Raw genomic sequence first — 24,808 nt, forward strand, 5'->3', positions numbered from 1 at the left:
AGCAGTTCGAGGAGGACCATGACGCCTTGGTCTACCTGGTGATCCGCAGTTACACGACACATGGGAAAATGGACGACTACCTGTACGTCAGCAAGCACGAAGAGGAATGGGAGCAGGACATGGAGGATCTGAAGGACGGGATGCCCTTGGCATATACCTTCAACTTCGATGATCCGCAGCTCTCTGAAATCGGATATATCGTCATCGAGAAGACAATGGCAGGCGGATTGACCCGCATCTGGTAAGGGGGTGTTGGTATGGAATGGATTCGATGGAGCAGATGGGACAGTAATGGCCAAATCGAGGGAGGTCAGATACGATGGCGGGATATTCAACTGAATCTTCAGAAATTTGAGCAGGAGGCCAAGAAGCTGTTGGATGAGACCGGCACCGACCATGTGGTCTACGGCATGAAGATTTACGAGGATGGGCACCTGAAAGAAGCGCGGTTTTACCTTCAGCCGATGGATGAGGAGGAGTTTGACAGGGTAGCCTACCTCAAGGGAGTGATTGTGTATGCGCTCCACAAAAGAATTTGAAAGGAATGAGATAGAGCGATGAGATTCCGAGATATTCCGCAGTTCATCAGCGATGGGTCATACCGGGTAGATGTGGGCTTGGAGTACATGATCGAGTGGATCGACAGAATGGTGAAAGAAGACGGGTTGCAGCTCTGCCCGGACTTCCAGCGTGGTCATGTGTGGACCGAGCAGCAACAGATCGCCTTCGTGGAGTTCGTCCTTCAGGGAGGCAGGTCTGGCAGGACGATCTACCTGAATAACCCGAACTGGATGGGCAAAAGCCACCAGAGCGGTTACACCGATTTCGTGTGCGTCGATGGGCTCCAGAGGATTACGGCGATCCGCCGGTTCCTGAATGATGAAGCGGTATGGGGTGGATGTCCCACTCCGCACCCAGGGATGGATCAATGAAAAACTGTCCAGCGTCACGATCAAAGACGGGCGGTGTGAGCAACTGAGATACCTGCGGTCCAAGGGAGGCAGGTGCTCACAGAAATTCTTTGACTGTATAAATAAAGCTGATTTGTGCTGTAACCCAAGAAAAATCGGAAGGACAATAAGTATAAAACAACTACGATAAAACGAGGCGACCAGATTGGCCGCCTCGTTAGTTTAATTTGATAACAAGAAGACTATAAAGTTTCTCCCACCTCTCTTTGAAAAAACTTTCAGAGGAAATTTAATTCAAAGAGGAATATTAAAACCAGAATATCAGAAAAACTTTGAAAATAATGTGCTATATATACCAAACGTGAAAAAAACAGCCAAGCAAAAAAGCAGACTCACTCAGAAAAGAAATTTGATAATTAAAAGGGAAAATAATATCCAGCCAACACAATGTATCCAAAAAAGCGATCTACAGTTTGAGTATTTTTTTGATTTTTTAGTTCCCCTCAATATTGCTTGTAAAAAAGGAAAATCCGTTATTCCGAGGAGAATAAAAGCAACTATGGAAAAAAGAAAAGAAACGAAGAAAAGGAATCGCGACAATTGAAATATACTACATATAGAGGTTATACAGAGGGAAAAAAGTGCAGAATAAGAAAGAAAAAGAGAGCGTTTTGAAATCATGAGTAAATAATCTCCCAAGTTGTTGGCCCAGTGTTCCAATCATCTAAACCGCCGTCGTTGGTTGGACCATATACATAAACTGTTGTAAGTTCAACGCCCTCAAAGGCAGTATTATCCGCAATAAGATTAGCTAAGGTCTCACCTAGAAGTAAAGCTATAGTCAGACCAATACCTTCTTTTACCAATCCTAATGCAATACTGGATGCTGTTGTGCCAAAAGATATTATGGTAGATTCTGAAACGAAAAACGTGCGTGTATGGGTGTCCCCGACTTCTGGATTAGGAGGAAAGGCCCAAGAGTCATCATTATTAGAAGCAATCTTCTTAGATTCAGTCAAAATGAAATTTATTTCATCAACTGAGTAACCAAGGCTTAAAGCATAAGAATATAAATCTTCATTTGCAATGTCGTAATCAACGATATTAGTAGACGAATTATTGGTCAAGGGGGGTACATCCATAGCGGATGCCGATACGGAAGAGATACTGAATATTAAGCCGAGACATAGTGACAAAGCTGTGTTTCGCACAAAAGTGGAACGCTTCATGATATATCTCCTTTCATGTGCTAATTATCTTTGAGTGTGGCGATTGGAAAAAACAATCATTGTGCATGGGAATCACAACCTCTCTCCAATATATTACAAGATTACCAAAATAATTAAGAAAAGTCAATAGAATATTGTTACAAAAATGGAGGAGTATATTCGTATTTTGTACTCAATACTTCGTCTTCGGAAACTGCACTATGATATGTACCGCCCAAGTGTAATTGCCCAACAAAATTTAGCGGTCCAGATATAACAGTGAGAAACAGCACGAAAAGCCATACATGAAAAACGACATGCCATTTTCGCTCCATATTATCGCCTCCATCTCTTTTCTTTCAGCCTCAGTATAAGTCAATTTTTGCTGTATAACAAGTGTTTTTAGATATGGAACAAAAAGGCATAAAAAGGCACTAAAAGGCATTGTAAGGCACCATTTTCCTGTGCTATCTTGTATAACAGAAAATTTGGATGGACCGTTAGGGGACGGGAAATCCAGAAAGCGTCACCGACTGGTGGCGCTTTTTTATTTGCTGACTGGAGGTACAGGAAATGGAAAAGCGCATCGAAATGGTGCAGCGCCGTGTCGGCGACCTGAAACTGGACTTCGGCAACCCCCGTAAGATCAAGAAGCAGAAGCGGGAGGATTTGGAGGAGTCCCTGGACAAATACGGCGACTTTGACATCATCGTCATCAACGATAAGGACCAGGTCATCGGCGGAAATCAACGGGTGACCATTTTCCAGAAGAAAGACCCGAACATGATGGTTGAGTGCAAAATGCTCATCGGCTATACGGTGGCGGAGCTGAAGTATATCAATATCAAGCTGAACAGTCACGCCGGAGAGTGGGATCTTGACGAGCTGGGAGACTGGACGGCTGACCTGATGGGCAGCTTCAAGTTGGATCTGGAGAAGCCCCCGAAGCCCGTTGAGGATCGGACCATCAAGGAGATGGAGCCTATCCACTACGAGCAGTATGACTATGTCCTGATCGCCTGCCGGAATGAGCTGGATTACAACGACCTCGTTCGGAAGCTCGGCATCGAAGGCGGCCAGGTCAAGGTAGCCAAGAGCCGGAAGATCAAGGGCCGGGCCATCTGGTATGATGACTACAAGGGCCGCATCCTGAGCAAAGAGGAAGCGGAAGAACTGGACGGAAGCGGGGAGGCAGAGGAATGATTCAGTTTGCAAAGCCTGATATTACCTCCGCCGAGATCCTGAAGGTGGAATCCACGCTGAAAAGCGGTTGGCTCACCGGCGGGCCGAAGGTGGCCGCCTTTGCCATGGAGGTCGCCAACCAAAGCGGCACCGACCATGCCGTCTGCTATGATAGCTGCACTGCCGCCATGGAGATGAGCCTGCGGGCGCTGGGCATTGGCCCTGGGGATGAGGTTATCACTACCCCCTACACCTACTCAGCCACCGCTGAGGTCATTCGGAACGTGGGCGCAAAGATTGTGTTCTGCGATCTGAAGCCCGGGACCTTTGAGATGGACTACGGCAAGCTGCCGGAGCTCATCACCGAGCGGACCAAGGCGGTCATACCAGTTGACTACGGTGGGGTCCCGTGCCGGTACGGAGACCTGTTTCAAGCGATTTCCAGCAAAGCCAGCCTATATCACCCCTCTACGCCTCTACAAAAAAGCATAGGCAGGGTCGCCGTTGTGGCTGACGCCGCCCACAGCTTCGGCGCCAGCTACGAAGGCTATCCTGTTGGGTGCGTGGCCGATTTCACCTGCTTCAGCTTCCATGTCCTGAAGCCCATCACCACCGGGGGAGAGGGCGGAGCGGTTGTTTGGCGTGACTTTGATAACATCGACAACGACCTGCTGGAGCGGCGCCTGGCCCTCCTTGGGGACCATGGGCAGACAGGAAAGAATATCTCCGGCATCCACGGCCGGGAGTGGGAGTACGACATAGCCCTGTTCGGCTACAACCACATTATGACCGATGTGGATGCTGCGGCCGGCCTTGGACAGCTTGACCGAATGAAGGAGCTTTACTCCGCCAGGGAGGCCCTGACAAAGCTCTATTATTTGAATCTGCCCGGCAGTGTGGAGGCGGCTCTTCAGCACTTTGGAAAGGACTACACCAGCTCCATGCACCTGTTCCCCATCCGTATTCCAGAGGCAGGCGAGAATGAACGGAACCGGGTGTTTGCGAGCCTGCTCGATGATGGGATCTGCTGCAACGTCCACTACAAGCCGCTCCCGATGTTCACGGCCTATATCCGGGAGGGATTTGACATTCAGGACTACCCGGTTGCCTACGACACCTACAAGAACCTGATTACGCTTCCGTACCACACGCACATGACTGTGGATGACGTGGAGCGGGTCTGCGCTGCGGTCGAGAGGGCGGTGAAGGCCCTATGAATATCACGACTTTGCAGGGAGCCACCGTTCTGATTACCGGCGGGACAGGGACCTTCGGGAACGCTTTCTTGGATGAGTGCCTGGCTGCCGGGGCGGATAAGATCCGCATCTTCAGCAGGGATGAGAAAAAGCAGTATGATATGGCCCAGAGATACCGGGAGAACCGCAATGTCCGGTTCTTCCTGGGGGACATCCGGGACAAGAGATCTATCGACGCCGCCATGTATGGGGTCGATTTCGTTTTTCACGCTGCTGCTATGAAGCAGGTCCCGTCCTGCGAGAACTTCCCCATGGAAGCGGTGAAGACCAACATCAACGGCAGCGAGAACCTGCTGCTGGCGGCCATCCAGAAGCGAGTGCAGAAGGTGGTCTGTTTATCAACTGACAAAGCGGTGTACCCCACCTCGGCCATGGGCATGACGAAAGCCTACATGGAGAAGCTGGCTTTCCAGAAGGCCGAGCAGCAGAGCGGCACGGAAATCTGCGTGACTCGGTTCGGTAATCTGGTAGCCTCCCGGGGCTCCGCTGTGCCACTGTTCATTGAACAGGTGCAGAACGGTATGCCCATCACCATTACAGACCCGGCTATGACCCGGTTTATGATGACAGTGAAGGAGGCCGTGGCTCTGGTCCGGCAGGCATTTGCTGTTGGCCGGAACGGTGAGCTGCTGGTGAAGCGGTCGGCCGCCTGTACGACTGGGGATCTGGCGAAGGCAGTCTGCGAATATATGCACCTGTCGGCGGACTACCCGGTCGTGCAGATCGGGATTCGCCCCGGGGAGAAGATGCACGAAGCTCTGCTCACCGAGGAGGAGGCGGAGATCGCTACGGTCAAGGGGGACTACATGGTAGTGTCCCGAGACCGGAAGGGCGTCAAAAAGCTGGATGTACCGTATCGGTCCGATTTGGCCGAGCGAATGGATGAGCCAGCGGTGCTCCGGCTGATTGAGAGCGTATTTGAAGGAGGTGTGAGCTGACATGAAGAAACATCTGTTTGTGGTGGCTCACCCTGACGATGAAGTCCTGGGCGCCGGCGCTTTCATCTACGACGCCATTCGCCGAGGCGACAAGGTGGCTGTGGCCGTCTTGAACAACTGCGACACCACCCGGTATCAGGATGATGAGACCAGGATCGTGAATGACCTGGAGAGAAGCCACGCCGTCCTGGGGGGTGGCATCCGCCGGGACCTGTTCTACTACACCGACAGCAACTTCCATAACGCAGATCACCGGCAGATGGTACAGGACATCGAGGGCGTTATCCGCGATTTTCAACCGGACATCATCTTTACGCAGCACCCCGGGGACATCAACACCGACCACTACTGGACGGCAGCCTCCTGCATGGAGGCGTTCCGGCTGTGGCAGCGGGGTAGGGGTGAGTACCATCCGGTCGAGGCTCTGTATCTGATGGAGGTTCAGTCCTCCACGGATTGGGCTTTGAACCCGTCGGAGGATCGGTTCAAGCCGAACACCTTCGTCGAGGTATCCCCGGAGGCGGTAGACGCTAAGGTTGATGCCCTGGCTGTCTATGAGAACGTGATCCGACCGGTCCCGCACCCCCGGTCCACAAAGGCGCTGTATGCGCTCCCTGTTCTCCGGGGCGCACAGGCAGGGTATCCGCTGGCCGAGGCGTTTGAATGTGTGTTCAGGAGGGGAAACCTATGATCCTGACCTCGCACCAGCCCGATTTCCTGCCCTACATGGGCTTCTTCTACAAGGTGGCCCGTAGCGATGTGCTGGTCCTGTCCGATGATGTCCAGTTTTCCAAAAGCGGTATGCACAACTGGAACCGGATCAAGACCCCGGCGGGCGCCCAGAAGCTGACCATACCGGTCCATGCACACCACGACACGCCGCTCTGCCGGGTCGAGATTGCTGACCCCGGCCATGGCATCGGGCGGGCGGTGAAGACGATTGAGCAGCACTACCGCAAGGCGGCCCCCCACTACGGGGAAGGGGCGGAGCTGCTGGAGATCATGCAGTTCTTCTCCGGCCCCGGAAACTCCTGGCTCACTGAGATGAACGAAAATCTCATCCTCCATATCTTGGACAGGTTCGGTATCAAGCCTCTGGCGATCCTGCGGGCCTCCGCCCTGGGTATCCAGGGACACAAGGATGAACGCATCTTCCAGATGTGCGAGGAAACCGGAGCGGATACCTACCTGAGCGGCCGAGGAGCTGCGAACTACCACGAGCCGTATGAGTATATGCTTCACGGCATTGACCTGATTTACACCGACTACGAGCCGGTCCAGTACCAGCAGCTCTACGGGGAGTTCATCCCGAACCTGTCTGTGCTGGACTACATTTTCAACTGCGGATATGAACTTCCAAGGGGGTGGATTTGATGGAGAACAAGGTTGCAAAGCACATGGAGATCTGCAAGGGCCTGAACGCCCTCTATGAGCGGAAGAACCACGACTACGGTGACAGCTTCCACGCCACCTTCATGGAGGAGGGGCTTGCAATGGTGAGAATCAGACTGAGCGACAAACTCAGCCGGTTCAAGACCCTGTCCAGGCTCGATTGCTCGGATAGCGACCAGCAGCTGGTTACGGATGAATCCATGCGGGACACCCTGCTGGATCTTGCCAACTACGCCATTATGACGGTGCTTGAGATGGATGAGGCCGGGGGTGGGGGAGCGTGAGCGAGCCTACCTTCGGCATCTATATCCCCAGCTATAAGCGGGCAAATACCTGCACGGCTCACCGCTTCCTCCAGTACGGAACGTACATCGTCCGGGCAAGCGAGGAGGCGGAATACCGGGAGGCCCTGCGGGATGTGGAGGACCATATCAAGGTGTGGGCCGTGGAGGATGAGCTGATCTGCGGCCTGACCGAAGTGAACCAGTGGCTCATCGACAATGCCCCGGAGGATGTCATCGCCATCCTGGACGACGATATTCACCACTTCTACTACCGGATGTATGAAACGGTGTCCCTAGAGGCCCCCGAGGTCGTCACGGCGGAGCTGGAGCGGATCGGGCAGCTCATGTCTGACCTGAAGATAGGATTCGGGGCCACAGACGCCACCATCCGCCCATGGAACTATGACTGTGAGTTCTCTTTCAAGGGGTGCGCCGGGGCGGTCCGGTGGGTCAACCGGCCGGTTTTCAAAGCGAAATGTCATAAAGAGCTGGAGTACAACTACGACCTGGACCTCGTACTCCAGGAGCTTCTTGTGAACCGGGTGATTCTGAAGCCCAAATACTTCTGCTCGAAGGGCCTGACCGATACCAATGAAGGGGGGGCCTCCGGGAAGAAGAGGGGGGACCAGGTCGCCAGCATCAATCTGATGAAGTCCAAATGGGGGAAGTATTTTTCCTACAACATGAAGACGAATGTGCCCCACATCAATGTGAAACGGTAGATTTTGAAAAATTTTCGCAAATATCTGCATTTCCATTGACTTTTAGCCGGTATCAGTTAAGATATAGTAAAGGCCAAAAATGTTAAGATTTGGCCTTGAAAAAGGCTGAAAGGATGATAAATTTGGCATTTCAGATGCTGACACGGACGAATCGCAGTTTCTGGGAGGTTACGTCCGTCATGCAGAACTCAATCCGAAAGGGAGACTATGAGCTGGCCGGTCATTGCGCATGGGAACTGTTTCCTGGGTACACGCCGTACCTGCGGAAGCGGTTCCTTGTCATTTCTGCCGAGGATTGCTTTGGAGTCATCACAAAGGAGATCGTGGCGCTCTCGGAAATCGGAGACGAAAAGGCTCTGACCCAGGCACTCGCTCTGATGTGCGCGGCGAAAAAGAACCGGGACGCAGATTACTTCGTCTGCAATCTGATGTTCTGCCCGGAACCGACCGGGATGACAAAGGATGAGCTGGCGAAAGAGCTGCACCGGGCAATTCGCAAGCGGGAGGTCGTAAAGGCCGGCCGGCTGGCGGCGGAGCTTTTCAAAAAGAACCGCAAGGAGTTCTGGAAGATGCTGACCCAGACGGCAGAGGTATTCTACCCGCATCTGTTGGATGAGGTCGTGGCCCTGAACCGGGCGAACGACATGGTCAGCAAGCCCTCGGAGGAGACCATCTTCGTTGCAAAGGCAATCGTGCTGATGTGGACGGAAAAGGAACCCCGGGAGGGGGTCCTGGGGTGGGAGGGGATGGATTTCTTCCATCTGCTTGACCCGGATACGATCCCGGTCCCGAAACCGGTGGAGGAGTGCCAGCGGGTGAATGGCCTGTTCCCGGAGTGGGCGTATAATTGGCACACCTCATACGGGAAGTACCAACTCCGGCGTGATGCAGTCCACGCTATCCAGAATGACCAGAAGATCCTGACCCCGCTGGAGGAGAACCTGTTCGACGACTGCACCTGGAACCGGGACATCAACATCTGCCTCCAGAAACACAACCCGAACCGTTACCAGTTCCCGTTTGATGACGGGAAGCGGAAACCGGAGGAGAAGTATGGAGCGTAAGAGTGATACGGTCCGGCGCCTGGTGGCTGCCGGCGACTTCAAAGCTGCGCTTCGTATCGCCAAGGACTTCCGCCTTGGGATCTCGAAAGAGGACTCCGACGATATGCGCCGAGGGTACGAGTGCATGATCCATGGGGCCTTTTATCAATCCATTGGGAAAGACCCCTCGGAAATTGCGCAAAAGGGCGTGGAGACTGTGCAAAGGCTCTACGGCATATAACTCCACCCCCAGAAAACTAAGCCCTTAAAATGGCCTCTACGCCTTTGTGCGAGGGGCTATTTTTATGCAGAAAGAAGGTGAGATCTGATGGCTCGAAACCCGAAACAGGACGCCAATTTGAAGCCCTACAAAAAGGGAGACATAACCAGTGAGGAAGCTAAGAAGCGCGGGCGGGCTGGCGGGGTGAAGTCAGGGGAGTCCAGACGAGCGAAAAGGGACGCCAAATCGGCCGTCAGATACCTGCTTGACCTAGCCGCAAAAGGAAAGATTGCCGATAACCTGAAGGAACTTGGCTTTCCGGCCAATGAGCAGACCAACATGGCCGCCCTTCAGGCGCGGCTGTTCACTATGGCAATGGGCGGCAACATTGATGCCTACACGACACTGATGCGGATGGCCGGGTATGAACCGGAGGAGAACCGCAAGGAGCGCGAGAGCATTGCGGCCGACCGGCGCCGGGAAGTCGAACTGGATGCCAAGGTCGCTGCCCTGGGTGCAAACCCGGAGGGCATGAGCGCATCGGTGAACATGAGCGATGAGGACGGCAACAACGATGTCGTCATCTATATGCCGCAGATCGCCTCGGAGGAGAGCTGCGAGATGAAGGAAGAGGCAGGCAAACCGGATACCGGGGAGACCGATAAAGCGTCGTCTGAGCAGTAAGGCGGTGATTGGATGTCACTGATCCTGAAGCCGCAGGAAGGCCCTCAGACAATGTTCATGGCGACACCGGCGTCTATCTGCATATACGGTGGGGCTGCCGGCGGCGGGAAATCATTCGGCCTGCTGCTGTCACCGCTCCGCTACAAGAATGTTTCCGGCTTTGGCTGCACCATCTTCCGCCGCAATTTCAATCAGATTTTTGCTCAGGGCGGCCTTTGGGATGAATCTATACAGATTTACCGGGGCGTCCGTGGAGCGGACCCGAAGTTTGCAAGGGGCCAGTGGTGGTTCAGGGACAAGGATGGGAACATCGTTTCCAAGGTGACCTTTGCCCACATTGAGCGAGATGAAGATGTCCACAAGTGGCAGGGCTCCCAGATCTGCGAGATTGGCTTTGACGAGCTAACCCACTTCTCCGAAAAGACCTTCTTCTATATGCTTTCCCGTAACCGCTCCACCTGCGGCGTGACCCCGTTTGTCCGGGCCACCTGTAACCCAGATGCGGATAGCTGGGTGGCGAAGTTCATCGAGTGGTGGATTGACCCAAACACCGGATACCCGATACCGGAGCGCAGCGGGAAAATCCGCTGGTTCATTCGTCGGAATGAGACTCTGTATTGGGCAAACACCCGGCAAGAGCTGTGGGAGCAGTTCAACCTCCAGACTGAGGAAGAGCGGCAGGAACCCCGCTCGGTCACGTTCATCGCCTCGAAACTGAGCGACAATCAGGAATTGCTCCGGGTGAACCCCGGATACCTTGCAAACCTGAAAGCCTTGTCAGTCATTGAGCGAGAACGGCTCTTGAACGGCAACTGGAAGATCAAGGCGGCCGCCGGCCTGTTTTTCAAGCGAACCCAAATTGGAGAAATCCTGGACAAAGTTCCGGGCGATGTCATCAGATGGGTACGCTGCTGGGACTTGGCAGCTACGGAGAAGACCGAGGATGGAGACCCGGCCTATACCGCCGGTGTCCTCATTGGAAAGCGGAAGAATGGCCGCTATGTAATAGCGGATGTCATCAATCGGCAGATGTCCGCCTCAGATGTGCGAAAGACCATCAAGCTCACCGCCCAGGCCGACCGGGCCGCCTACAAGCGGGTCCGCATCAGGCTCCCGAAGGACCCCGGGCAAGCGGGCAAGGAACAGGCGGAATCCTACGTTAAGTACCTGGCCGGTTTCGATGTGAAGACTGTGGCCGAAACCGGCAGCAAGGAAGCCAGAGCGGAGCCTATGGCAGCCCAATGGCAGGCCGGCAATTTCGACCTGGTCTATGGCCCTTGGAATGAAGAGTACCTGTTGCAACTGGAGAATTTCCCGGATGGGAAGTTCAAGGATATGGTGGACGCATCCGCCAACGGCTTTGCGGAGATCGAGGCCAGCGCCTTTGATGTCAGCAGCCTGATTTGATTACGATACCGGAAAGAGGTGCAAGCGCATTGGAAAAGCACAAGATCACGCAGCTTGACCGCATTGCTAGATATGCCGATCTGATTCAGAAACAGGCTGGCAAGGCGGTGCGGCCGTACCGTGCTGATGGCTATGTGAACATGATGACCCGGTATGGTACGCAGAAGGATGCGTCTGAGCAGTACAAGTTCGTCCCGGAAGACGCTGTTCCCGACGAGCTGCTGACCATGTACTATGAGGGGAACGGTCTGTTTGCTAAAATCATCGACACGCCGGCAGAGGAAGCCATAAAGCATGGTTTTGAGCTGAAAGATGTATCGGATCAGGCGGTAGAGGATTTTTACACTGAGGCCCTGGATGAGCTGGATTGGGAAGAGACCGCCATGACCGCCATCAAATGGGCACGTCTCTTCGGTGGATCTCTGGCGGTCATGCTCATCAATGACGGCCGTGGCCTGGATGAACCGCTCGACTGGCGGCATATCCAGTCTATCGACGACATTCGGGTATTCGACCGCTCAGTCATCCAGCCGGACTACACGACGCTGTTTAACTACGACCCCAGGGACCCGTTCAGCACCCGTGGCAGCCGCCTCGGCTTGCCGGAGTATTACCAGATCTTCAGCAAGTACGGGAGCTTTACAGTCCATGACAGCAGGTGCCTCGTTTTTCAAAACGGTATCTTGCCCGAGAACACCACGAATTCCATCTACCAGCTCTGGGGCGTACCAGAATACATTCGCCTGCACCGGGCCATCCGGGACGCTGAGGTGGCCCACAGGAGCGCCCCTAAAATGCTTGACCGCTCTGTTCAGCCTATCTATAAGATGCAGAACCTCGCTGCGGAACTTGCCACAGAAGAGGGGGAGAGCAAGGTGTTGCGGCGCCTCCAGGTTATTGATATGGCCCGTGGGCTTCTGAACAGCCTTGTAATCGACGCAGAGGGCGAGGATTATGACTTCAAGACCTTCCAGTTCAGCGGCATCAATGATGTGGTGAGTGCGTCCTGCAATATGCTGTCTGCGTTGTCCAATATCCCGCAGACGATCCTATTCGGCCAGGCCGTCGGAGGCATGAGTTCCACCGATGACACCAGCATGGAGAACTACTACAACTATGTCGAACGAATTCAGCGCAGGATGCTCAAGAGCAACCTGCGTTATTTGCTGTCTATCATCTTCCAGGCCGGCCTCGCCACCGGTGAAGTGGATGAGGTCCCGAAGATCAAGATTAAGTTCAACCCGCTCTGGTCTCTGAGCGATGTGGAGCAGGCGGATCTTGAACAGAAGCGGGAGCAGACCAAGTTCACCCGGGCACAGACCGCCCAGATCTATGTCAATATGCAGGCCATTGACCCGAGCGAGGTACGCCAGAAGCTGGCTGACAGCGAGGAGTTCGACGTGGAGGCTATGCTGGACGAATACGACGATGACGAGCTGTTCCCGGAGCAGATTGCAACGGAAAACCCTGTTGATGCCCAGGGGCAACCTGTGCAACCCGGAACCGGCACCAGTATCTTTGAGGAGGGCAACTTCGCCGAATACGTCCAGGATGTCAGCGTTGAAGAGCACAATGCAGATCTGGAGACGGGAGGCAACGCCCCCGCTGCGGCCCCTGCGGCTACGAAGCTGCCAGAGGACATGAGCGCCGAAGAGCTTGTCGAAAAGGCGGAGAAGGGCGTAGACAATACCGATGGAGCAGATGGGATTATCAACCGGCCTAAAGAATCCGTGGGCGTCCTGGTGATCTCAGACGGCAAGGTCCTGTCCGGCACCCGCCACAACGACTTCGGTTACGGCCTGGTATGTGGCCCGGGCGGCCATGTGGAGCCAGGGGAGACCCCGACCCAGGCGGCCTTCCGGGAGACTGAGGAGGAGTTTGGCATCAGTCCGAAGGAACTGATCCCGCTCGGCCTCGGCCCCTATGAGCCGGATACCGGCCTGCGGCCGCACCTGTACCTCTGCACCGACTATGATGGTGAACCGAACTGCCTCGATCTGGAGATGTCCGGGGCGAGGTTCCGCACCATGGAGGAGCTGGATGAGCTGGCCGCCTCCATGTTCCAGCCGTTTGCCGATGGGCTGAAGATACTGAAGACCTGCATCGACACCGCTCTGTTTTTCGGAGACGACGAGGGCGAGATGCACGACGATCTGGTCTCCAGCGTCGGAAAGGCCGTTGTGGGCGACCCAGAGAAGGAGGATGGCGGCCCTGGTTCTGGAAATCATGGGCACGAAGGAGTGCCTGGGAAAGTGGGCGGCTCCGCTCCGAAAGGCTCGAATCCGGTTCCGTATAGTAAAAAGTCCGACAAGACAAAAGAGCTCATCAACAAACGGAAAGACAATGTCATGGGGTTCGGTATGAGCGATGAGCAAAAATCGGAGGAACGCTCTGAATTTGTAAAGCAGCTTGAAAAAGACGGAGCGAAAGTTGAGTATGACCAGGAATATGACACCTACAAGGTGTTTGACCCCGAGTTATCATACAGAGAAAACTCTGATGTTTCGTACTATGCCAACTTTGGAAGCCGAGCTGGAACTATGGGCAGGGACGAATATATCAGGGCCTGCAAAGAGGCTGGGGTAGACCCCAAGTTGCACGAAAACAAAGAGGAAATCCCGGAAGCGTACTTGAAAAAGACTGACGGAACGCCTGTTTACAGTAACCTCAACAAAAATTCCGTTCTGACCGACGAAGAAATTTCGGAATACTCTGGAACCGACAGAGACCTTAACCCGGAAGGAAAAAGTAGGTTTGAAGAAGCCACCAGAAGCGCCATTGATGGAATGACCAAAGAGCAGGTAAGTGCCCTAAATGGTTACACATCACAGTATGGCGTGAACTACCAGAGGGTCAACGAATATTTGAACGGCACACGCACGAACGATGAAGAAGCCAAAAAAGCGGCAGAGGCAATAACCGAGGCACTTGACCATGAAGTCGGTGTTCCGCTTCTGGCGTACAGAGGAGAGCAGGATTTATCACACATCTCTGATAACCCGAAAGTGAAAACGATGCTCAACAAAGTTGCTAGAGGCGACTTCTCATCGGCCGAAAAGCTCAAGGAAGACCTTGAAGGGAGAGAGGTAACAAGCCCTGTCGTGACGAGCACTTCGCTGTATTCAAGCCTGGAAGGGTTCGATAAACTGCCAGTTCAGATAATCTACAAAGTGCCCGAAACCGCAAAGGCCGTAGATATCACGAACCTCTCTGCGTATGGAGGTGGAAGAAGCTCTGCTGCGGCAATCTTCGGCGGAGCAATGAGTTACGAAACCGAACTCGCTTTCAAGCCGGGTATGTCCTACAAAATAGAGAGGGTAGATTTCAGCCTTACCCAGAACGGCAAAAAGCAGGTCGGGCAGGTGTTCATAACCGCATCCGTAAATCCGTGATTGTGGCGGATGCGCTGTTCCTGCACTTTTCCAGACCCGCAGAACAGAATACAGCGTTTCCCATGATCCGCAGCAATACCTACCCCATTAGACTGGCTCCCAGCGGCATAGGAGCCCTCGCAGGAGGAGACATGAAAGTAAATGTGCTTGGCACCGAATATACGGTGACCACAAAGAAATATGACGAAGACGAGGCGTTTGAGCGCCTGAAGATCGTGGGCTACTGCGATGGCCTTACCAAACAGATCGTTTTGTGCGACATGAACACCTGCAAAGGCTGGGAGCATGAGCCGCCCGAGACCATCGAAGCCTCTCGTAAAGAGACCTTGCGGCACGAGATCGTCCATGCGTTTTTCAACGAAAGCGGGCTTGCAAGTAGTTCCTCTGAAGTTGAAGGCCCGTGGGCCAAGAATGAGGAAATGGTGGACTGGATTGCCATTCAGGGTCCGAAGATCTACTCCGCCTGGAAAGAGGCGGGGGCACTCTAAGCCGGAATACCCCGCCAAACCTCCATAAAGGGCCGGGAAAGGGGGTATAGGCCCGTGACCAACAAACAACACCAGTTGGCCGTCCAAGCGGCGGTAAGGCCCAAATTCAGGGGCAGGAAGGTCGTCAAGAGCAGGTCTGTCCCGCACTACCCAGAGACGGCGGAGCGGGAGTTCAAGCGGGTCACGAATGGCTATATCCGGCTCCTGAAGAAATCCCTCGTTGAGCACCTGCCAGCCATCATGGATGAGTACCGGCGGGAGCAGCGGAATGATTCCCGCCTTGATGCCTCCCGGAATCTGGAGGATAAGGTGAGGCAGGAGCTTCAGAAGGTGGCTGAAGAGCTGGAGCAGAAGCTGGCCGCCTTCGGCCTGGATGGCCTCGTCCAGAAGATCGCCAAGCTCACCAAGACCAACTCACTCCGGGAGTGGAAGCGGGTCTGTAAGGATACCCTCGGCATCGACCTGATGGATGACTACTACAACGGCGACTTCTACGAAGAAGCCCTCCGCCGCTGGGTAGATGAGAACATCAGCAAGATCAAGAGCATCCCGAATGAAACACTTGGCTCCATGCGTGAGATTATCCTGGACGGCTTCAAAAAGGGCCGTACTGTCACCGACATCTCGAAGGAGATCCAGCAGGTGTATGGGGTGACCCGCCGTAAGGCCCAGGCTTTGGCCCGGGATCAGGTGGGCAGCCTGAACGCCCAACTCTCGAAGCTCCAGCAAAAGGATGCTGGCTGTACCAAGTACCGGTGGTCCTCATCCAAGGATAGCCGGGTGCGGGATTGTCACCGGGCATTGGACGGGAAGACCTTTGATTGGGATGACCCGCCGGAGATGTGGTACGAAACGAAGTCAGGCCGGGTCTACACCGGCCGCCATTGCCACCCTGGGGAGGACTACCTTTGCCGCTGTGTCGCAATCCCGGTGTTTGACTATGACACCGTCAATGTCCCTATGCAGAAATCAGATAAGAAAGGCTGACCGGAATGGAGACGAAAGAAAAGATCAAGGTCTATATCGACATCCAGGATGGGAAGACCATCTGCATCTGCAAGAGGAGCAACAAGGGCTGCGGGAAAAAGTGCGAGCCTGATGTGGTGGAGCGAGACAAATTTGCTGGATGGAAGAGTACCTTCCGCCGCAATCGGTTTGGGCAGTAGCCGCAGGCCGCGACGCTCAGGAAAGGTACATGACCTATGAGTGAGAATGTGCTGAAGAACAGCCGGGACCCTCCCGACCGGGCGACAGGGCCTCCCGGGCAGAAAAATTCGATAGAAGGGGATGAAAGCCATGAAAAACGCTTACGCCATCAGCAGCTTGAGCCAGCAGATGGTCAAAGTCTGCGAACAGATTGACAGTCTCGCTATGGGCGTCCAGGACACCGAGCAGGGAATTGGAGATCTGGGCGATACCTACCAGAATCTGCTTCTGGATGAACTGGAGCATATCCAGATGCTCACGCTCAAACTGACTGAACTTGTCTCTGAGGCTGTGGGGGAGGAGACTGCCAACACCGACGAAGGTGATGGTAGCGCCTTTGCCCCGGGCGACCTCGACGCCAAGAAGGACGGCGAGGAAGGTGCGGTAGGGGAGGAGCCTGATGAATAAAGCACCGCCAGTAGGAGCCTAAAGCTGTGTTTCTGTAATAAAATGCCGCAATATATTGCACTTTAGCCGCAATATGTTATAGTTAAAGTGCGATATATAAAAGCTAGGAGAGCGTGAGTGGCATGGGAAAACTGATTGATCTGACCGGAAAAACATTTGGCAGATGGACGGTTCTCTATCGCACCGATGACTATATTGAGCCAAGTGGTGCAAAGAGGGCTCACTACCACTGTAAATGCGCGTGTGGCAATGAGGCGGACGTACTCGCTGGAAGCCTTAGAAAAGGACAGTCAAAATCTTGCGGGTGCCTCCAGCGCGAATTTGCTAAAAGCGGAGCGGCAAAAAGAACCCATGGGGCAACAGGAACACGGCTCCACAGGATATGGAAGAACATGAACACCCGATGCAATAATCCCAAAAATCAGAAGTACCCCAGGTACGGAGGACGTGGGATTTCGGTGTGTAAAGAATGGAGTGGAAAGACTGGTTTTGAAGCGTTCAGCAAATGGGCCCACGAAAATGGATACCATGAGGACTTGACGATAGATCGCATTGACAATGATGGAGATTATACTCCCGAAAATTGTAGATGGGTCAGCCTCAAGATGCAAGAAAACAACACCTCAAAGAACAGGAAAATCACCGTAAGAGGTATTACGAAAACCATAGCTGAATGGAGCGAAATCATCGGGATTCCGCGAACGACCTTGTATTATTACAGCGATGAAGGATTAACTGAAATACTGGAAAAATATTTTTGACCGAGAGGCCGCATGAAGGGTACACGAAAGTGTGCCCTTTTTTGTTGCCGGGAGGAGGATGAATATGGGTTCCATAAGAGATGCCCCTAAACTTGCTCGTGTACTCCGACTGGATAGTATCCCGTTGGTAAAAGCAACATATACGCCAGAAGGTTATCTGGAGGACACCCCAATTTTGACCTCGACGGGTATCTTTGAGTACACGAATCCAGACGGATCAATCAGGCGAGAACTGCGGCTCCCGGAGGAGGTTTTCAAACCGGAAAGCCTTGCATCATATTGCGGGAAGCCAATTTGCATCACACACGACGCCGGTCTCATTACTAAGGACAATGTCCATGAAAATGCGGTCGGCACCATTTTGTCCGAAGGCTTCAGAGATGGAGCATCGGTAAGGGCCAAAATCATCATCCATGACACCGATGAGATGAAATTGGCCGGATTGAAGGAATTGTCCCTCGGCTACAACTTGGATCTGGACGAAACCCCGGGCGAATGGAATGGGCAGCCCTATGATGCAGTTCAGCGGAACATCGTTATCAATCACTTGGCACTTGTCCTTGAGGCCAGGGCCGGTGAGCAGGCACGGCTGAATATTGACAGCCGTGACCGAAAAAAGAAAGGAGCAAAGAGTATGAGTGCAAACCCCAAGACCAAAAAGGCTCGCCGGGCTGATGGTGTTATGAGCCCCGAGGATCTGGCTCAGGCCATTGCGGCCTACAAGACCCGTCGTGCCGAGCGCCTGGCCGCCAAGGCCCAGGCTGACCAGGAGGACGACACCGTGCCCGTGGCCGATCTCAAGCCCGCTGAGGGCGCTGCCGCCGTGGCCGATGGTGATGATGACACCGTCATCGCCGCCTCCGGTCAGGCTGATGGCGACGACATCGCCGATCAGGTTCAGATGGTCAAAGACCGCCGGGACCGCCGGGATGAGGGCGAGGAGCCTGCCGACAAGGAGGCCGCCATGGGCGTGATTGCCCAGCAGGACGGCGATATGGACATCCTGTTCGACATCATTGACACCCTGCTTGCGGAGCGCGACTTTGATTCCGCCTGCGATACTGACGGGAAGAACTGCGATGGTGATGAAGGGGCCGCCCCCGCACCCGCCGCTACTGTTCCTGCCAAGGCCAAGGAGAACGGTGATGACGAGGGCACCCCTGTTGAGCCTCCCGCTGAGGAGAACACGGATGGCGATGATGATGACATCCCCGCCACCAATGCCTCCGAGGTCGGCAAGTCTGTCCTGAATGTGGATGCCGTGGATCAGATCGTCCGGCAGCGAATTCAGCTCGGCATCGTTGGCCGTGCTCTGAACATGGACGGCCTGGAGAACATGGGCATCATGGCCGCCAAGAAGGCCGTCATCCGTGCTGTTCGGCCCGGTATGCGCCTGGATGGCAAGAGTGCTGCGTACATCAACGCCGCCTACGACTACGCTGTTGCGGACGTGAACTCCCGGGACCGGAAGGACACCTCGTACCAGATCAAGCAGATGTTCAATCAGGACGGCCGGCAGCCTGCCCCCGCCGATGATGGAGATTCCTCCATCAAGGCCCGGCAGCGCATGATCGACCGTCAGCAGAACAAGAAGAAGGAGGATAAGTAAGATGAGTGCTCAGACCCGTTACGGTTACGCAACCCCTATTGGCGCCGCCGGCGGCATCGTCGATTTGGCGCCCTATGCTGTTGACACCTTCCTGAACGAAGAGGAGAACGGCGTGATGAAGTTCGGCATGGGTGTGGTGCAGGGCTCCAAGCCTGGCGTCAACATCGCTCTCCCTGAATCCGGCGCTACCGCCGACAAGTTTGAGGGCGTGACTACCAACAATCGTACCACCGAGTATGACATGGACGGCCACCTGGCGGTTCGCAAGGGCGTCGGCATCGGCGTCATGCGCTACGGTCGGATCTATGTCCGTGTTGAGACCGGTGATGAGCCTGCCTATGGTGACCCCCTGTACCTCATCATCGACGGTGATGAGGCCGGCTGCTTCACCAGCACCGAGGACGATGGCACCACCATTGCTGTGAACGGTCGCTTCATCGGCGGTATCGACAACGGCATCGCCCCTGTTGAGCTGATGCGTCAGCCCGTCGTTGGGGGCAATGCTTCTGGTGGCTCTGCTGCCGGCGCTACCAAGCTGGGTGACCTGAGCGATGTTGACCTCAGCACCCCCGCCACTGACGGGCAGGTCCTGAAGTACAGCGATGCCGACAGCAAGTGGAAGCCCGGCGCTGACAACACCGGCGCCGGAGCATAAGGCGAGAAGGAGGAAGCACTGAGATGAAAAAGCACACTCACTATGACAGCACCGAAATGCGGGCGCTGAAGAACTCCGCCATTCCGGCGGCTATCATGGCGTCCCCCGGCACCCGCTTCGACAGCGCCGAGGACGCCTCTATGTTCTTCGCCCGTGAGCTGGATCACGTCAAGGCTCAGTCTTACGATGTCCAGTACCCCGAATTCACAGCCCTGAACCTGTTCCCCATCAGCTCCGAGGCTGACCCCGGCGCTGAGACCATCACCTACTACACCTACGACAAGAGCGGCCTTGCCAAGATCATCGACAATTACAGCACCGACCTGCCCCGCGCCGATGTGAAGGGCAAGCCCTCTACTGCGCTGGTGAAGTCCATCGGTGACAGCTACGGCTACTCCGCTCAGGAGATGCGGGCCTCCCGCCTGGCCGGTAAGTCCCTGGATGTCCGCAAGGCTGAATCTGCCCGGTACTCCATTGACCACCTGACCAACAAGATTGCCTGGTGTGGTGATGAGGAGTCTGGCCTGATGGGCGTTCTGTCCGAGGGGCAGAGCATCCCACTCTACACTATCGGCGCTGGCTCCGAGTCTAGCAAGACCTCCTGGCTGGAGAAGACCGCCGATGAGATCCTGTACGACGTGAACGGTATGCAGAAGCAGGTCGCCAAGATGACCAAGAACGTGGAGCGTCCTGATACCCTGTGTGTCCCCGCCGATGTCTACATGGACATCAGCACCCGCCGTATCCCCGATACCTCCACCACCGTCAAGGCGTTCCTGCTGGAGCACGCTCCCTATCTGAAGGACATCATCTCTGCTCCCGAGCTGGATGCCGACAGCGTGGACACCAACCCCTACGCCAAGGCAACCGGCGGACAGGGCGTGGCTTTCCTGTTCACCAACGACGCCCGCAAGCTGACCCTGGAGAACCCCATGCCCTTCTACCAGTACCCCCTCCAGGTCCGCAACCTGGAGACCGTCATCCCCTGCGAGGCTCGGACCGCCGGTGTGATCGTGTATTACCCGCTGTCCTGCCTGATTGCTGTGGGCGTGGCATAATTATGCCCTCTTGTTACCGGATGGTATCACAAGGGGGGACTATGGAAACAAAAAGGGCCGTCGGGAGCACCCGACGGCCCTCACTTTAAGGAGGTTGCACCATGATTATCAAGAACATCGGCAGCAAGATTATCAACATCGGAACGGAAATCCTCATGCCTGACAGCCAGATCACCGTGTCCAAGGATGTCGCCGCTCTGCCTGCCATTCAGGCATTCGCCGTGAAGAAGTACATCAAGATCGTGGACAACGAGAAGAAGGGCGACGATTCCGGTGATAAGGCCGAGGCACCGAAGACCGGTAAGCGCAGCTTCAAGCGCACTACGCCCGCGAGCGGCGCGGAGGGCTGATAAGAGGTGAGTGCCATGACGGCCATGGAGATCATCCGGCTTACCGGCGGGGAGTTCAAGAACGTGGATGACGCCATTATCGAGAAGATGATGGAGATTGTCCGCCCCATGGTGAGCCGGAAGCAGTTTGGCAAGCTGTACGAGCAGGGCCTTGCCTATCTCGTCTGCCACAAGCTGAAAATGGCCGGATTCGGTGAAAACCCGCTGGGAGAACTCGGGACTATCGGCATCGGCTTCGCTGTTGGAAGCGTGTCTGAGGGCGGCAGCAGCGTCAGCTTTGGAGCCAATCAGAGTTCCAACCTCGCAGCGGATGCCGAACTCGGCCTGACTGTTTATGGCGTCCAGTTCCTCCAGCTCCGCAGGTCGGTCATTGTGCCGATCCATTGCAGCGGGGAAAGCGAGGTTGAATAGCCCATGGCAAGACAGTTTTCAGATCTGACCCCCGCCGGCCGGAAGTTCTTCCGGGAACTGAAGAAGCTGCAAGACCTGGAGGTCCAGGTTGGCTTCCAGGGCGACCAGAAGTATGAGGACGGCACCAGCATAGCGGAAGTGGCCGTCTACAACGAGTTCGGCTCCTCGGATACCCCGGAACGGCCGTTCATGCGGCAGAGCTTCGAGAACCATGAAGCGGAACTGAAGGCGGGCTGTGAAGCAGCCAATCGCATCGTCAACTCCGGCGGCAGCGCCGAACAGGCGCTTCAGCAGCTTGGGGCTATGGCAAAAGGTCTGGTCCAGGATGAGATCGTCAACGGCGATTTTGCCCCGAACGCAGAATCCACCATCCAGAAGAAAGGCTCCGAGCAGCCCCTGATTGACACCGGCACCATGCGGCAGTCGGTCAATTTCGTCATCAAGCGGAGAGGGGGATAGCCCTTGAACATTACGATTTTCAACAAGCTCTACTGGATCCGGAGATTCGGCGAGCAGAAGAATGTCAAGGGCTACCTTGTTTCGACGCACAGTGATTTCGGGGCCAGCCTGAATGTCCATCCCCTCAGTACCGACCAGATGCAGGCGCTCCCGGAAGGCCAGCGCAAGGTAAAGCGGCTTGAAGCCCATGGCGTGGCTGGCCTCGTCGTAGCCGACGAAAAGCTGAACCGGAAGGGAGACCTGCTGTACTACCACGGCGACTGGTATGAATGTGTGTCCTCGCAGGTCTGGGACCACACGATCCTGTCACACTTGAACTATCAGTTTGTGCTCGTCCCCAGCGATGCCGCCGGCTCCATTGATTTGGAACCGCCGGTCGGAGATCCTGTCTTTCCAGAGCAGGTCCCGGGCGGGGAAGAACAGGAGCCGCCGGAGGGTGGAGGTGAAGGGCCATGAGGGTATCCCGAGCGAAGGAGTTGTTTTGCTCCCTGACCGCTCAATACTTTGCCGGAGCAGAGGTCACCTTTACTCGGCAGAGCAGGGTGGCGAAGCCACAGACCCCGCTCGTCACCATCACCCCCGGGAATGTGAAACGCCCGCTCGCTCCTGTTTACAAAGAGGTGAACGGGGAGATGGTGGGCTACTACCAGTCCCGGATCAGTATGCAGGTGGACCTGTTTACGAATGGGCTGCCTGTCGTAGACGATGAAACGGGGCAGACGGTTGCTTACGAGAACACCGCTATGGACGATATGCTCGCCTTTGCGGATTTCCTGAATTCCCAATACGCCATTGAGTGGTGCCACTCCCATGATGTGGCAATCTCCTTCGATGGTGACGCACAGGACCTGACTGGTCTGGTGAACGACAACAACTACGAGTTTCGTTCTAGGCTGCCGGTCCTGTTTTATTTCACCCAAAAGGCGGTCGGCTATGCTGCTGTTCTTGATGAGAGCAGCATCCAGTACTCCACCGGTGAGGTTGACCCGGATACCGGAGCGCCCACCTACACGGAGAAGGAACCGGAAGATACCGAAAGCTCCAGCGGCCAATTCAACGGAGCCGGCCAAAACGCCGATGACATCATCGTCCCAAAGTTCGAGCAGAACTCCAGCGGCGGTGGGTCTGAGGAGCTGGCGCAGCAGAAGACCGGCTACTTCACCGAAGTTGAGATCAAGGAGGATAAAAGTCAATGAGCAAAAACTATGACCAGATTGCCACCGTTGACATTGACATCGCAACCCCGATTGTCGATGATACCAGCTTTGACAATCTGCTGATTATGGGACCTGCTCCGAAGGGCGAGAGCCAGGCGCCGGATGTGGGCGTCTACTCCAGCATCGCCGAGGTGGAGGACGCTGGCTTCGTCACCAGCGGAGATGGCGCAGACCCGGTCGGCGTGGCCGCTCGCGTGGCCTTCTCGCAGAGTCCATCTCCCACGCAGGTCTATATTGCGGTCCAGAAGCCCTCAAAGGAGGCGGAAGGGGCCGCTGAGACGATCAAGGAAGCCAATGAGATCGTCAAGGACAAGATCGGAGCAGCCGGCAACGTCACCGGCTGCACGATTACCTTCAATGAAAACGCCCGGCGGCTCTACATCGTTCTGGAGGGGCCGATTTCCGGGATAAACAACACGGAGCTCGTCGAGGAGCTGACCGCGAGGGGCTACACCGTGTCCATCGACGGAGAGGTCATCACCGGCCTGGAGGACCTCTCCAAGCTCCCCATCTTCGCCGAGATCGCGGCGATGGAGAAGGGGAGCCCGGACATCAACCTCGTTGTCTCCGTCGGCCGTGAGGGTGCTCTGCCGGTCAGCTACGGCGTGACCGTCAGCTACCCCGACACCAGGAAAAGGGGAGCGGCCGCCCAGGCCACCGCTGCCTCCGAGGATGACGCTCCCATCGACACCCCCGACAAGGTCCTGGAGACCCCGGCCACCACGATTGCCCGGGCCCTGGATATGAGCGGCTGGTATGTGCTCTGCACCGCCGGCGTTGACCCCGCGCTGTACGAGGACATCGCCGCCTACATCGAGACCCAGGAGAAGATGTTCTGCTACACCGAGACGGGCTTTTTCGGCGCCGGCGAGGACGGTGCGAACCAGCCCAGCGTCGGTGCGGTCTATTACCGCACCAAGGGTATCTATGGCCGGGAGAGCACCGGCCAGGCCGATGAGGATATCCCGCCCGCCAACCTCTACATGAACGTGGCGGCCGTGGCGAAGTGGCTCAACTATGAATCCGGCAGCGAGACCTCGGCCTTCAAGACCCTGGCCGCCGTGTACCCCTCCACTCTGACCAGTAACGAGATGAAGGCCCTGGCAGACGCCAATCTGGATTACTTCATCACCGTAGGCAACAAGAACATCACCATGAACGGCAAGGTTGTCGCCGGCGAATGGGCCGACGTTATCCGGTTCCGGGATTGGCTGAAGAACGATATGCAGGTCCGGGTGGTGAACCTGTTTGTCACCCGCCCGAAGGTGCCCTACACTGACAGCGGTATCGGCCTGGTGCAGAACCAGATGCTCGCCTCCCTGAAGGCTGGGCAGGATGTCGGCGGCATCGCCGAGGAGGAGTTCGATGAGGATGGCAACTCCATCCCCGGGTACACGACCTCTGTGCCTCTGGCGGCAAGCCTGTCCGCCTCCGAGCGGGCCTCCCGCCGGCTGACCAAATGCACCTTTAAGGCCAGACTGGCCGGCGCCATCCACTTTGCGGAGCTGTCCGGCAGCCTGACCTATGAGCTGTAAGAAAGGAGGAGT

31 protein-coding genes and 1 pseudogene are annotated in these 24,808 nt (G+C 55.4%); 30 read left to right on the plus strand and 2 right to left on the minus strand.

What is annotated here, in order from left to right:
* Positions 1–26: 26 nt before the first annotated feature.
* Genes NE584_RS00520 through NE584_RS00530 form a run of 3 tightly spaced genes read left to right on the plus strand, consistent with a single transcriptional unit; the run spans position 27 to position 932 of the window.
* Positions 27–245 carry a hypothetical protein gene (locus NE584_RS00520; protein WP_256181290.1) on the plus strand — a complete coding sequence of 73 codons (219 nt, stop codon included), beginning with the start codon at positions 27–29 and terminating at the stop codon, positions 243–245.
* A gap of 12 nt (positions 246–257) precedes the next feature.
* Complete coding sequence (locus NE584_RS00525) at positions 258–539, plus strand: hypothetical protein (RefSeq protein WP_256181291.1); 282 nt, start codon at positions 258–260, stop codon at positions 537–539.
* Positions 540–557: 18 nt separating this feature from the next.
* Entirely contained in the window at positions 558–932 is a 375-nt protein-coding gene (locus NE584_RS00530) for a DUF262 domain-containing protein (RefSeq protein ID WP_256181292.1), read from the plus strand.
* A gap of 656 nt (positions 933–1,588) precedes the next feature.
* Here the strand turns inward: NE584_RS00530 and NE584_RS00535 are convergent.
* A complete protein-coding gene (locus NE584_RS00535; protein WP_256181293.1) occupies positions 1,589–2,140 on the minus strand; it encodes a hypothetical protein in 552 nt (183 codons plus the stop codon).
* A gap of 137 nt (positions 2,141–2,277) precedes the next feature.
* On the minus strand, positions 2,278–2,454 hold the full coding sequence (locus NE584_RS00540) for a hypothetical protein (RefSeq protein ID WP_256181295.1): 177 nt from the start codon (positions 2,452–2,454) through the stop codon (positions 2,278–2,280).
* A 238-nt stretch (positions 2,455–2,692) separates the two neighbouring features.
* Between NE584_RS00540 and NE584_RS00545 the strand changes: the two genes are divergently transcribed.
* From NE584_RS00545 to NE584_RS00675, 27 genes and pseudogenes are all read left to right on the plus strand, one after another.
* Positions 2,693–3,322, plus strand: a complete 630-nt coding sequence (locus tag NE584_RS00545) for a hypothetical protein (protein ID WP_256181296.1) — start codon at positions 2,693–2,695, stop codon at positions 3,320–3,322.
* The gene (locus NE584_RS00550) at positions 3,319–4,518 is read left to right on the plus strand and encodes a DegT/DnrJ/EryC1/StrS aminotransferase family protein (protein WP_256181297.1); all 1,200 of its coding nucleotides are present in this window, start codon (positions 3,319–3,321) and stop codon (positions 4,516–4,518) included. Before NE584_RS00545 ends, NE584_RS00550 begins: the two co-directional genes overlap by 4 nt.
* Positions 4,515–5,495 (plus strand): SDR family NAD(P)-dependent oxidoreductase, encoded by a 981-nt coding sequence (locus NE584_RS00555; protein WP_256181298.1) that lies wholly within the window; start codon positions 4,515–4,517, stop codon positions 5,493–5,495. Before NE584_RS00550 ends, NE584_RS00555 begins: the two co-directional genes overlap by 4 nt.
* A 1-nt stretch (position 5,496) precedes the next feature.
* On the plus strand, positions 5,497–6,186 hold the full coding sequence (locus NE584_RS00560; RefSeq protein ID WP_256181299.1) for a PIG-L deacetylase family protein: 690 nt from the start codon (positions 5,497–5,499) through the stop codon (positions 6,184–6,186).
* Positions 6,183–6,869: a WbqC family protein gene (locus NE584_RS00565; protein ID WP_256181300.1), complete on the plus strand. Its 687-nt coding sequence runs from the start codon at positions 6,183–6,185 to the stop codon at positions 6,867–6,869. Before NE584_RS00560 ends, NE584_RS00565 begins: the two co-directional genes overlap by 4 nt.
* On the plus strand, positions 6,869–7,171 hold the full coding sequence (locus tag NE584_RS00570; RefSeq protein WP_256181302.1) for a nucleotide modification associated domain-containing protein: 303 nt from the start codon (positions 6,869–6,871) through the stop codon (positions 7,169–7,171). The genes NE584_RS00565 and NE584_RS00570 overlap by 1 nt, the downstream gene beginning before the upstream one ends.
* Positions 7,168–7,893, plus strand: a complete 726-nt coding sequence (locus NE584_RS00575) for a hypothetical protein (protein ID WP_256181303.1) — start codon at positions 7,168–7,170, stop codon at positions 7,891–7,893. Before NE584_RS00570 ends, NE584_RS00575 begins: the two co-directional genes overlap by 4 nt.
* 179 nt (positions 7,894–8,072) lie before the next feature.
* The gene (locus NE584_RS00580; protein ID WP_256181304.1) at positions 8,073–8,957 is read left to right on the plus strand and encodes a hypothetical protein; all 885 of its coding nucleotides are present in this window, start codon (positions 8,073–8,075) and stop codon (positions 8,955–8,957) included.
* Positions 8,947–9,177 (plus strand): hypothetical protein, encoded by a 231-nt coding sequence (locus NE584_RS00585; RefSeq protein WP_256181305.1) that lies wholly within the window; start codon positions 8,947–8,949, stop codon positions 9,175–9,177. The genes NE584_RS00580 and NE584_RS00585 overlap by 11 nt, the downstream gene beginning before the upstream one ends.
* Positions 9,178–9,264: 87 nt before the next feature.
* Entirely contained in the window at positions 9,265–9,840 is a 576-nt protein-coding gene (locus NE584_RS00590) for a hypothetical protein (RefSeq protein ID WP_256181306.1), read from the plus strand.
* Positions 9,841–9,852: 12 nt separating this feature from the next.
* Entirely contained in the window at positions 9,853–11,247 is a 1,395-nt protein-coding gene (terL, locus tag NE584_RS00595; RefSeq protein WP_256181307.1) for a phage terminase large subunit, read from the plus strand.
* Between the two features lie 29 nt (positions 11,248–11,276).
* Positions 11,277–14,639, plus strand: coding sequence for a phage portal protein (locus NE584_RS00600; RefSeq protein WP_256181308.1), 3,363 nt, complete (start codon positions 11,277–11,279; stop codon positions 14,637–14,639).
* 131 nt (positions 14,640–14,770) lie between these two features.
* Entirely contained in the window at positions 14,771–15,127 is a 357-nt protein-coding gene (locus tag NE584_RS00605; RefSeq protein WP_256181309.1) for a hypothetical protein, read from the plus strand.
* 54 nt (positions 15,128–15,181) lie between these two features.
* Positions 15,182–16,114 carry a minor capsid protein gene (locus NE584_RS19790; protein ID WP_256181310.1) on the plus strand — a complete coding sequence of 311 codons (933 nt, stop codon included), beginning with the start codon at positions 15,182–15,184 and terminating at the stop codon, positions 16,112–16,114.
* A 5-nt stretch (positions 16,115–16,119) separates the two neighbouring features.
* Positions 16,120–16,293, plus strand: coding sequence for a hypothetical protein (locus NE584_RS00615; protein WP_256181311.1), 174 nt, complete (start codon positions 16,120–16,122; stop codon positions 16,291–16,293).
* 130 nt (positions 16,294–16,423) lie between these two features.
* On the plus strand, positions 16,424–16,741 hold the full coding sequence (locus NE584_RS00620) for a hypothetical protein (protein WP_256181313.1): 318 nt from the start codon (positions 16,424–16,426) through the stop codon (positions 16,739–16,741).
* Positions 16,742–16,863: 122 nt separating this feature from the next.
* Complete coding sequence (locus NE584_RS00625; RefSeq protein ID WP_256181314.1) at positions 16,864–17,502, plus strand: AP2 domain-containing protein; 639 nt, start codon at positions 16,864–16,866, stop codon at positions 17,500–17,502.
* Positions 17,503–17,566: 64 nt separating this feature from the next.
* A pseudogene (locus NE584_RS19795) lies at positions 17,567–18,034 on the plus strand (DUF2213 domain-containing protein); the annotation flags it as partial.
* 102 nt (positions 18,035–18,136) lie between these two features.
* Positions 18,137–19,111 carry a hypothetical protein gene (locus tag NE584_RS00635; RefSeq protein ID WP_256181316.1) on the plus strand — a complete coding sequence of 325 codons (975 nt, stop codon included), beginning with the start codon at positions 18,137–18,139 and terminating at the stop codon, positions 19,109–19,111.
* 1 nt (position 19,112) lies between these two features.
* A complete protein-coding gene (locus NE584_RS00640; protein ID WP_256181317.1) occupies positions 19,113–19,766 on the plus strand; it encodes a hypothetical protein in 654 nt (217 codons plus the stop codon).
* 23 nt (positions 19,767–19,789) lie between these two features.
* Positions 19,790–20,824, plus strand: a complete 1,035-nt coding sequence (locus NE584_RS00645; protein WP_256181318.1) for a DUF2184 domain-containing protein — start codon at positions 19,790–19,792, stop codon at positions 20,822–20,824.
* A gap of 101 nt (positions 20,825–20,925) precedes the next feature.
* The gene (locus NE584_RS00650; RefSeq protein WP_256181319.1) at positions 20,926–21,174 is read left to right on the plus strand and encodes a hypothetical protein; all 249 of its coding nucleotides are present in this window, start codon (positions 20,926–20,928) and stop codon (positions 21,172–21,174) included.
* Between the two features lie 15 nt (positions 21,175–21,189).
* Positions 21,190–21,585: a DUF4054 domain-containing protein gene (locus tag NE584_RS00655; protein WP_256181320.1), complete on the plus strand. Its 396-nt coding sequence runs from the start codon at positions 21,190–21,192 to the stop codon at positions 21,583–21,585.
* 3 nt (positions 21,586–21,588) lie between these two features.
* On the plus strand, positions 21,589–22,044 hold the full coding sequence (locus NE584_RS00660; protein WP_256181321.1) for a hypothetical protein: 456 nt from the start codon (positions 21,589–21,591) through the stop codon (positions 22,042–22,044).
* Between the two features lie 3 nt (positions 22,045–22,047).
* A complete protein-coding gene (locus NE584_RS00665; protein WP_256181322.1) occupies positions 22,048–22,500 on the plus strand; it encodes a hypothetical protein in 453 nt (150 codons plus the stop codon).
* Positions 22,497–23,240, plus strand: a complete 744-nt coding sequence (locus NE584_RS00670) for a hypothetical protein (protein WP_256181323.1) — start codon at positions 22,497–22,499, stop codon at positions 23,238–23,240. The genes NE584_RS00665 and NE584_RS00670 overlap by 4 nt, the downstream gene beginning before the upstream one ends.
* Positions 23,237–24,796 (plus strand): DUF3383 family protein, encoded by a 1,560-nt coding sequence (locus NE584_RS00675; RefSeq protein ID WP_256181324.1) that lies wholly within the window; start codon positions 23,237–23,239, stop codon positions 24,794–24,796. The genes NE584_RS00670 and NE584_RS00675 overlap by 4 nt, the downstream gene beginning before the upstream one ends.
* The last annotated feature ends 12 nt before the right edge of the window (positions 24,797–24,808 follow it).

Origin of the sequence: Clostridium sp. DFI.5.61, assembly GCF_024462915.1 — a bacterium.
In the GTDB taxonomy this organism is placed as follows: Bacteria; Bacillota; Clostridia; order Oscillospirales; family Oscillospiraceae; genus Lawsonibacter; species Lawsonibacter asaccharolyticus.

Coding starts and splice junctions, on each gene's coding strand:
- NE584_RS00525 (WP_256181291.1), top strand. CDS start 258: ATGGAATGGATTCGATGGAGCAGATGGGACAGTAATGGCCAAATCGAG.
- NE584_RS00530 (WP_256181292.1), top strand. CDS start 558: ATGAGATTCCGAGATATTCCGCAGTTCATCAGCGATGGGTCATACCGG.
- NE584_RS00535 (WP_256181293.1), bottom strand. CDS start 2,140: ATGAAGCGTTCCACTTTTGTGCGAAACACAGCTTTGTCACTATGTCTC.
- NE584_RS00540 (WP_256181295.1), bottom strand. CDS start 2,454: ATGGAGCGAAAATGGCATGTCGTTTTTCATGTATGGCTTTTCGTGCTG.
- NE584_RS00545 (WP_256181296.1), top strand. CDS start 2,693: ATGGAAAAGCGCATCGAAATGGTGCAGCGCCGTGTCGGCGACCTGAAA.
- NE584_RS00550 (WP_256181297.1), top strand. CDS start 3,319: ATGATTCAGTTTGCAAAGCCTGATATTACCTCCGCCGAGATCCTGAAG.
- NE584_RS00555 (WP_256181298.1), top strand. CDS start 4,515: ATGAATATCACGACTTTGCAGGGAGCCACCGTTCTGATTACCGGCGGG.
- NE584_RS00560 (WP_256181299.1), top strand. CDS start 5,497: ATGAAGAAACATCTGTTTGTGGTGGCTCACCCTGACGATGAAGTCCTG.
- NE584_RS00565 (WP_256181300.1), top strand. CDS start 6,183: ATGATCCTGACCTCGCACCAGCCCGATTTCCTGCCCTACATGGGCTTC.
- NE584_RS00570 (WP_256181302.1), top strand. CDS start 6,869: ATGGAGAACAAGGTTGCAAAGCACATGGAGATCTGCAAGGGCCTGAAC.
- NE584_RS00580 (WP_256181304.1), top strand. CDS start 8,073: ATGCAGAACTCAATCCGAAAGGGAGACTATGAGCTGGCCGGTCATTGC.
- NE584_RS00585 (WP_256181305.1), top strand. CDS start 8,947: ATGGAGCGTAAGAGTGATACGGTCCGGCGCCTGGTGGCTGCCGGCGAC.
- NE584_RS00590 (WP_256181306.1), top strand. CDS start 9,265: ATGGCTCGAAACCCGAAACAGGACGCCAATTTGAAGCCCTACAAAAAG.
- terL (WP_256181307.1), top strand. CDS start 9,853: ATGTCACTGATCCTGAAGCCGCAGGAAGGCCCTCAGACAATGTTCATG.
- NE584_RS00605 (WP_256181309.1), top strand. CDS start 14,771: ATGAAAGTAAATGTGCTTGGCACCGAATATACGGTGACCACAAAGAAA.
- NE584_RS00615 (WP_256181311.1), top strand. CDS start 16,120: ATGGAGACGAAAGAAAAGATCAAGGTCTATATCGACATCCAGGATGGG.
- NE584_RS00620 (WP_256181313.1), top strand. CDS start 16,424: ATGAAAAACGCTTACGCCATCAGCAGCTTGAGCCAGCAGATGGTCAAA.
- NE584_RS00625 (WP_256181314.1), top strand. CDS start 16,864: ATGGGAAAACTGATTGATCTGACCGGAAAAACATTTGGCAGATGGACG.
- NE584_RS00635 (WP_256181316.1), top strand. CDS start 18,137: ATGAGTGCAAACCCCAAGACCAAAAAGGCTCGCCGGGCTGATGGTGTT.
- NE584_RS00640 (WP_256181317.1), top strand. CDS start 19,113: ATGAGTGCTCAGACCCGTTACGGTTACGCAACCCCTATTGGCGCCGCC.
- NE584_RS00645 (WP_256181318.1), top strand. CDS start 19,790: ATGAAAAAGCACACTCACTATGACAGCACCGAAATGCGGGCGCTGAAG.
- NE584_RS00650 (WP_256181319.1), top strand. CDS start 20,926: ATGATTATCAAGAACATCGGCAGCAAGATTATCAACATCGGAACGGAA.
- NE584_RS00655 (WP_256181320.1), top strand. CDS start 21,190: ATGACGGCCATGGAGATCATCCGGCTTACCGGCGGGGAGTTCAAGAAC.
- NE584_RS00660 (WP_256181321.1), top strand. CDS start 21,589: ATGGCAAGACAGTTTTCAGATCTGACCCCCGCCGGCCGGAAGTTCTTC.
- NE584_RS00670 (WP_256181323.1), top strand. CDS start 22,497: ATGAGGGTATCCCGAGCGAAGGAGTTGTTTTGCTCCCTGACCGCTCAA.
- NE584_RS00675 (WP_256181324.1), top strand. CDS start 23,237: ATGAGCAAAAACTATGACCAGATTGCCACCGTTGACATTGACATCGCA.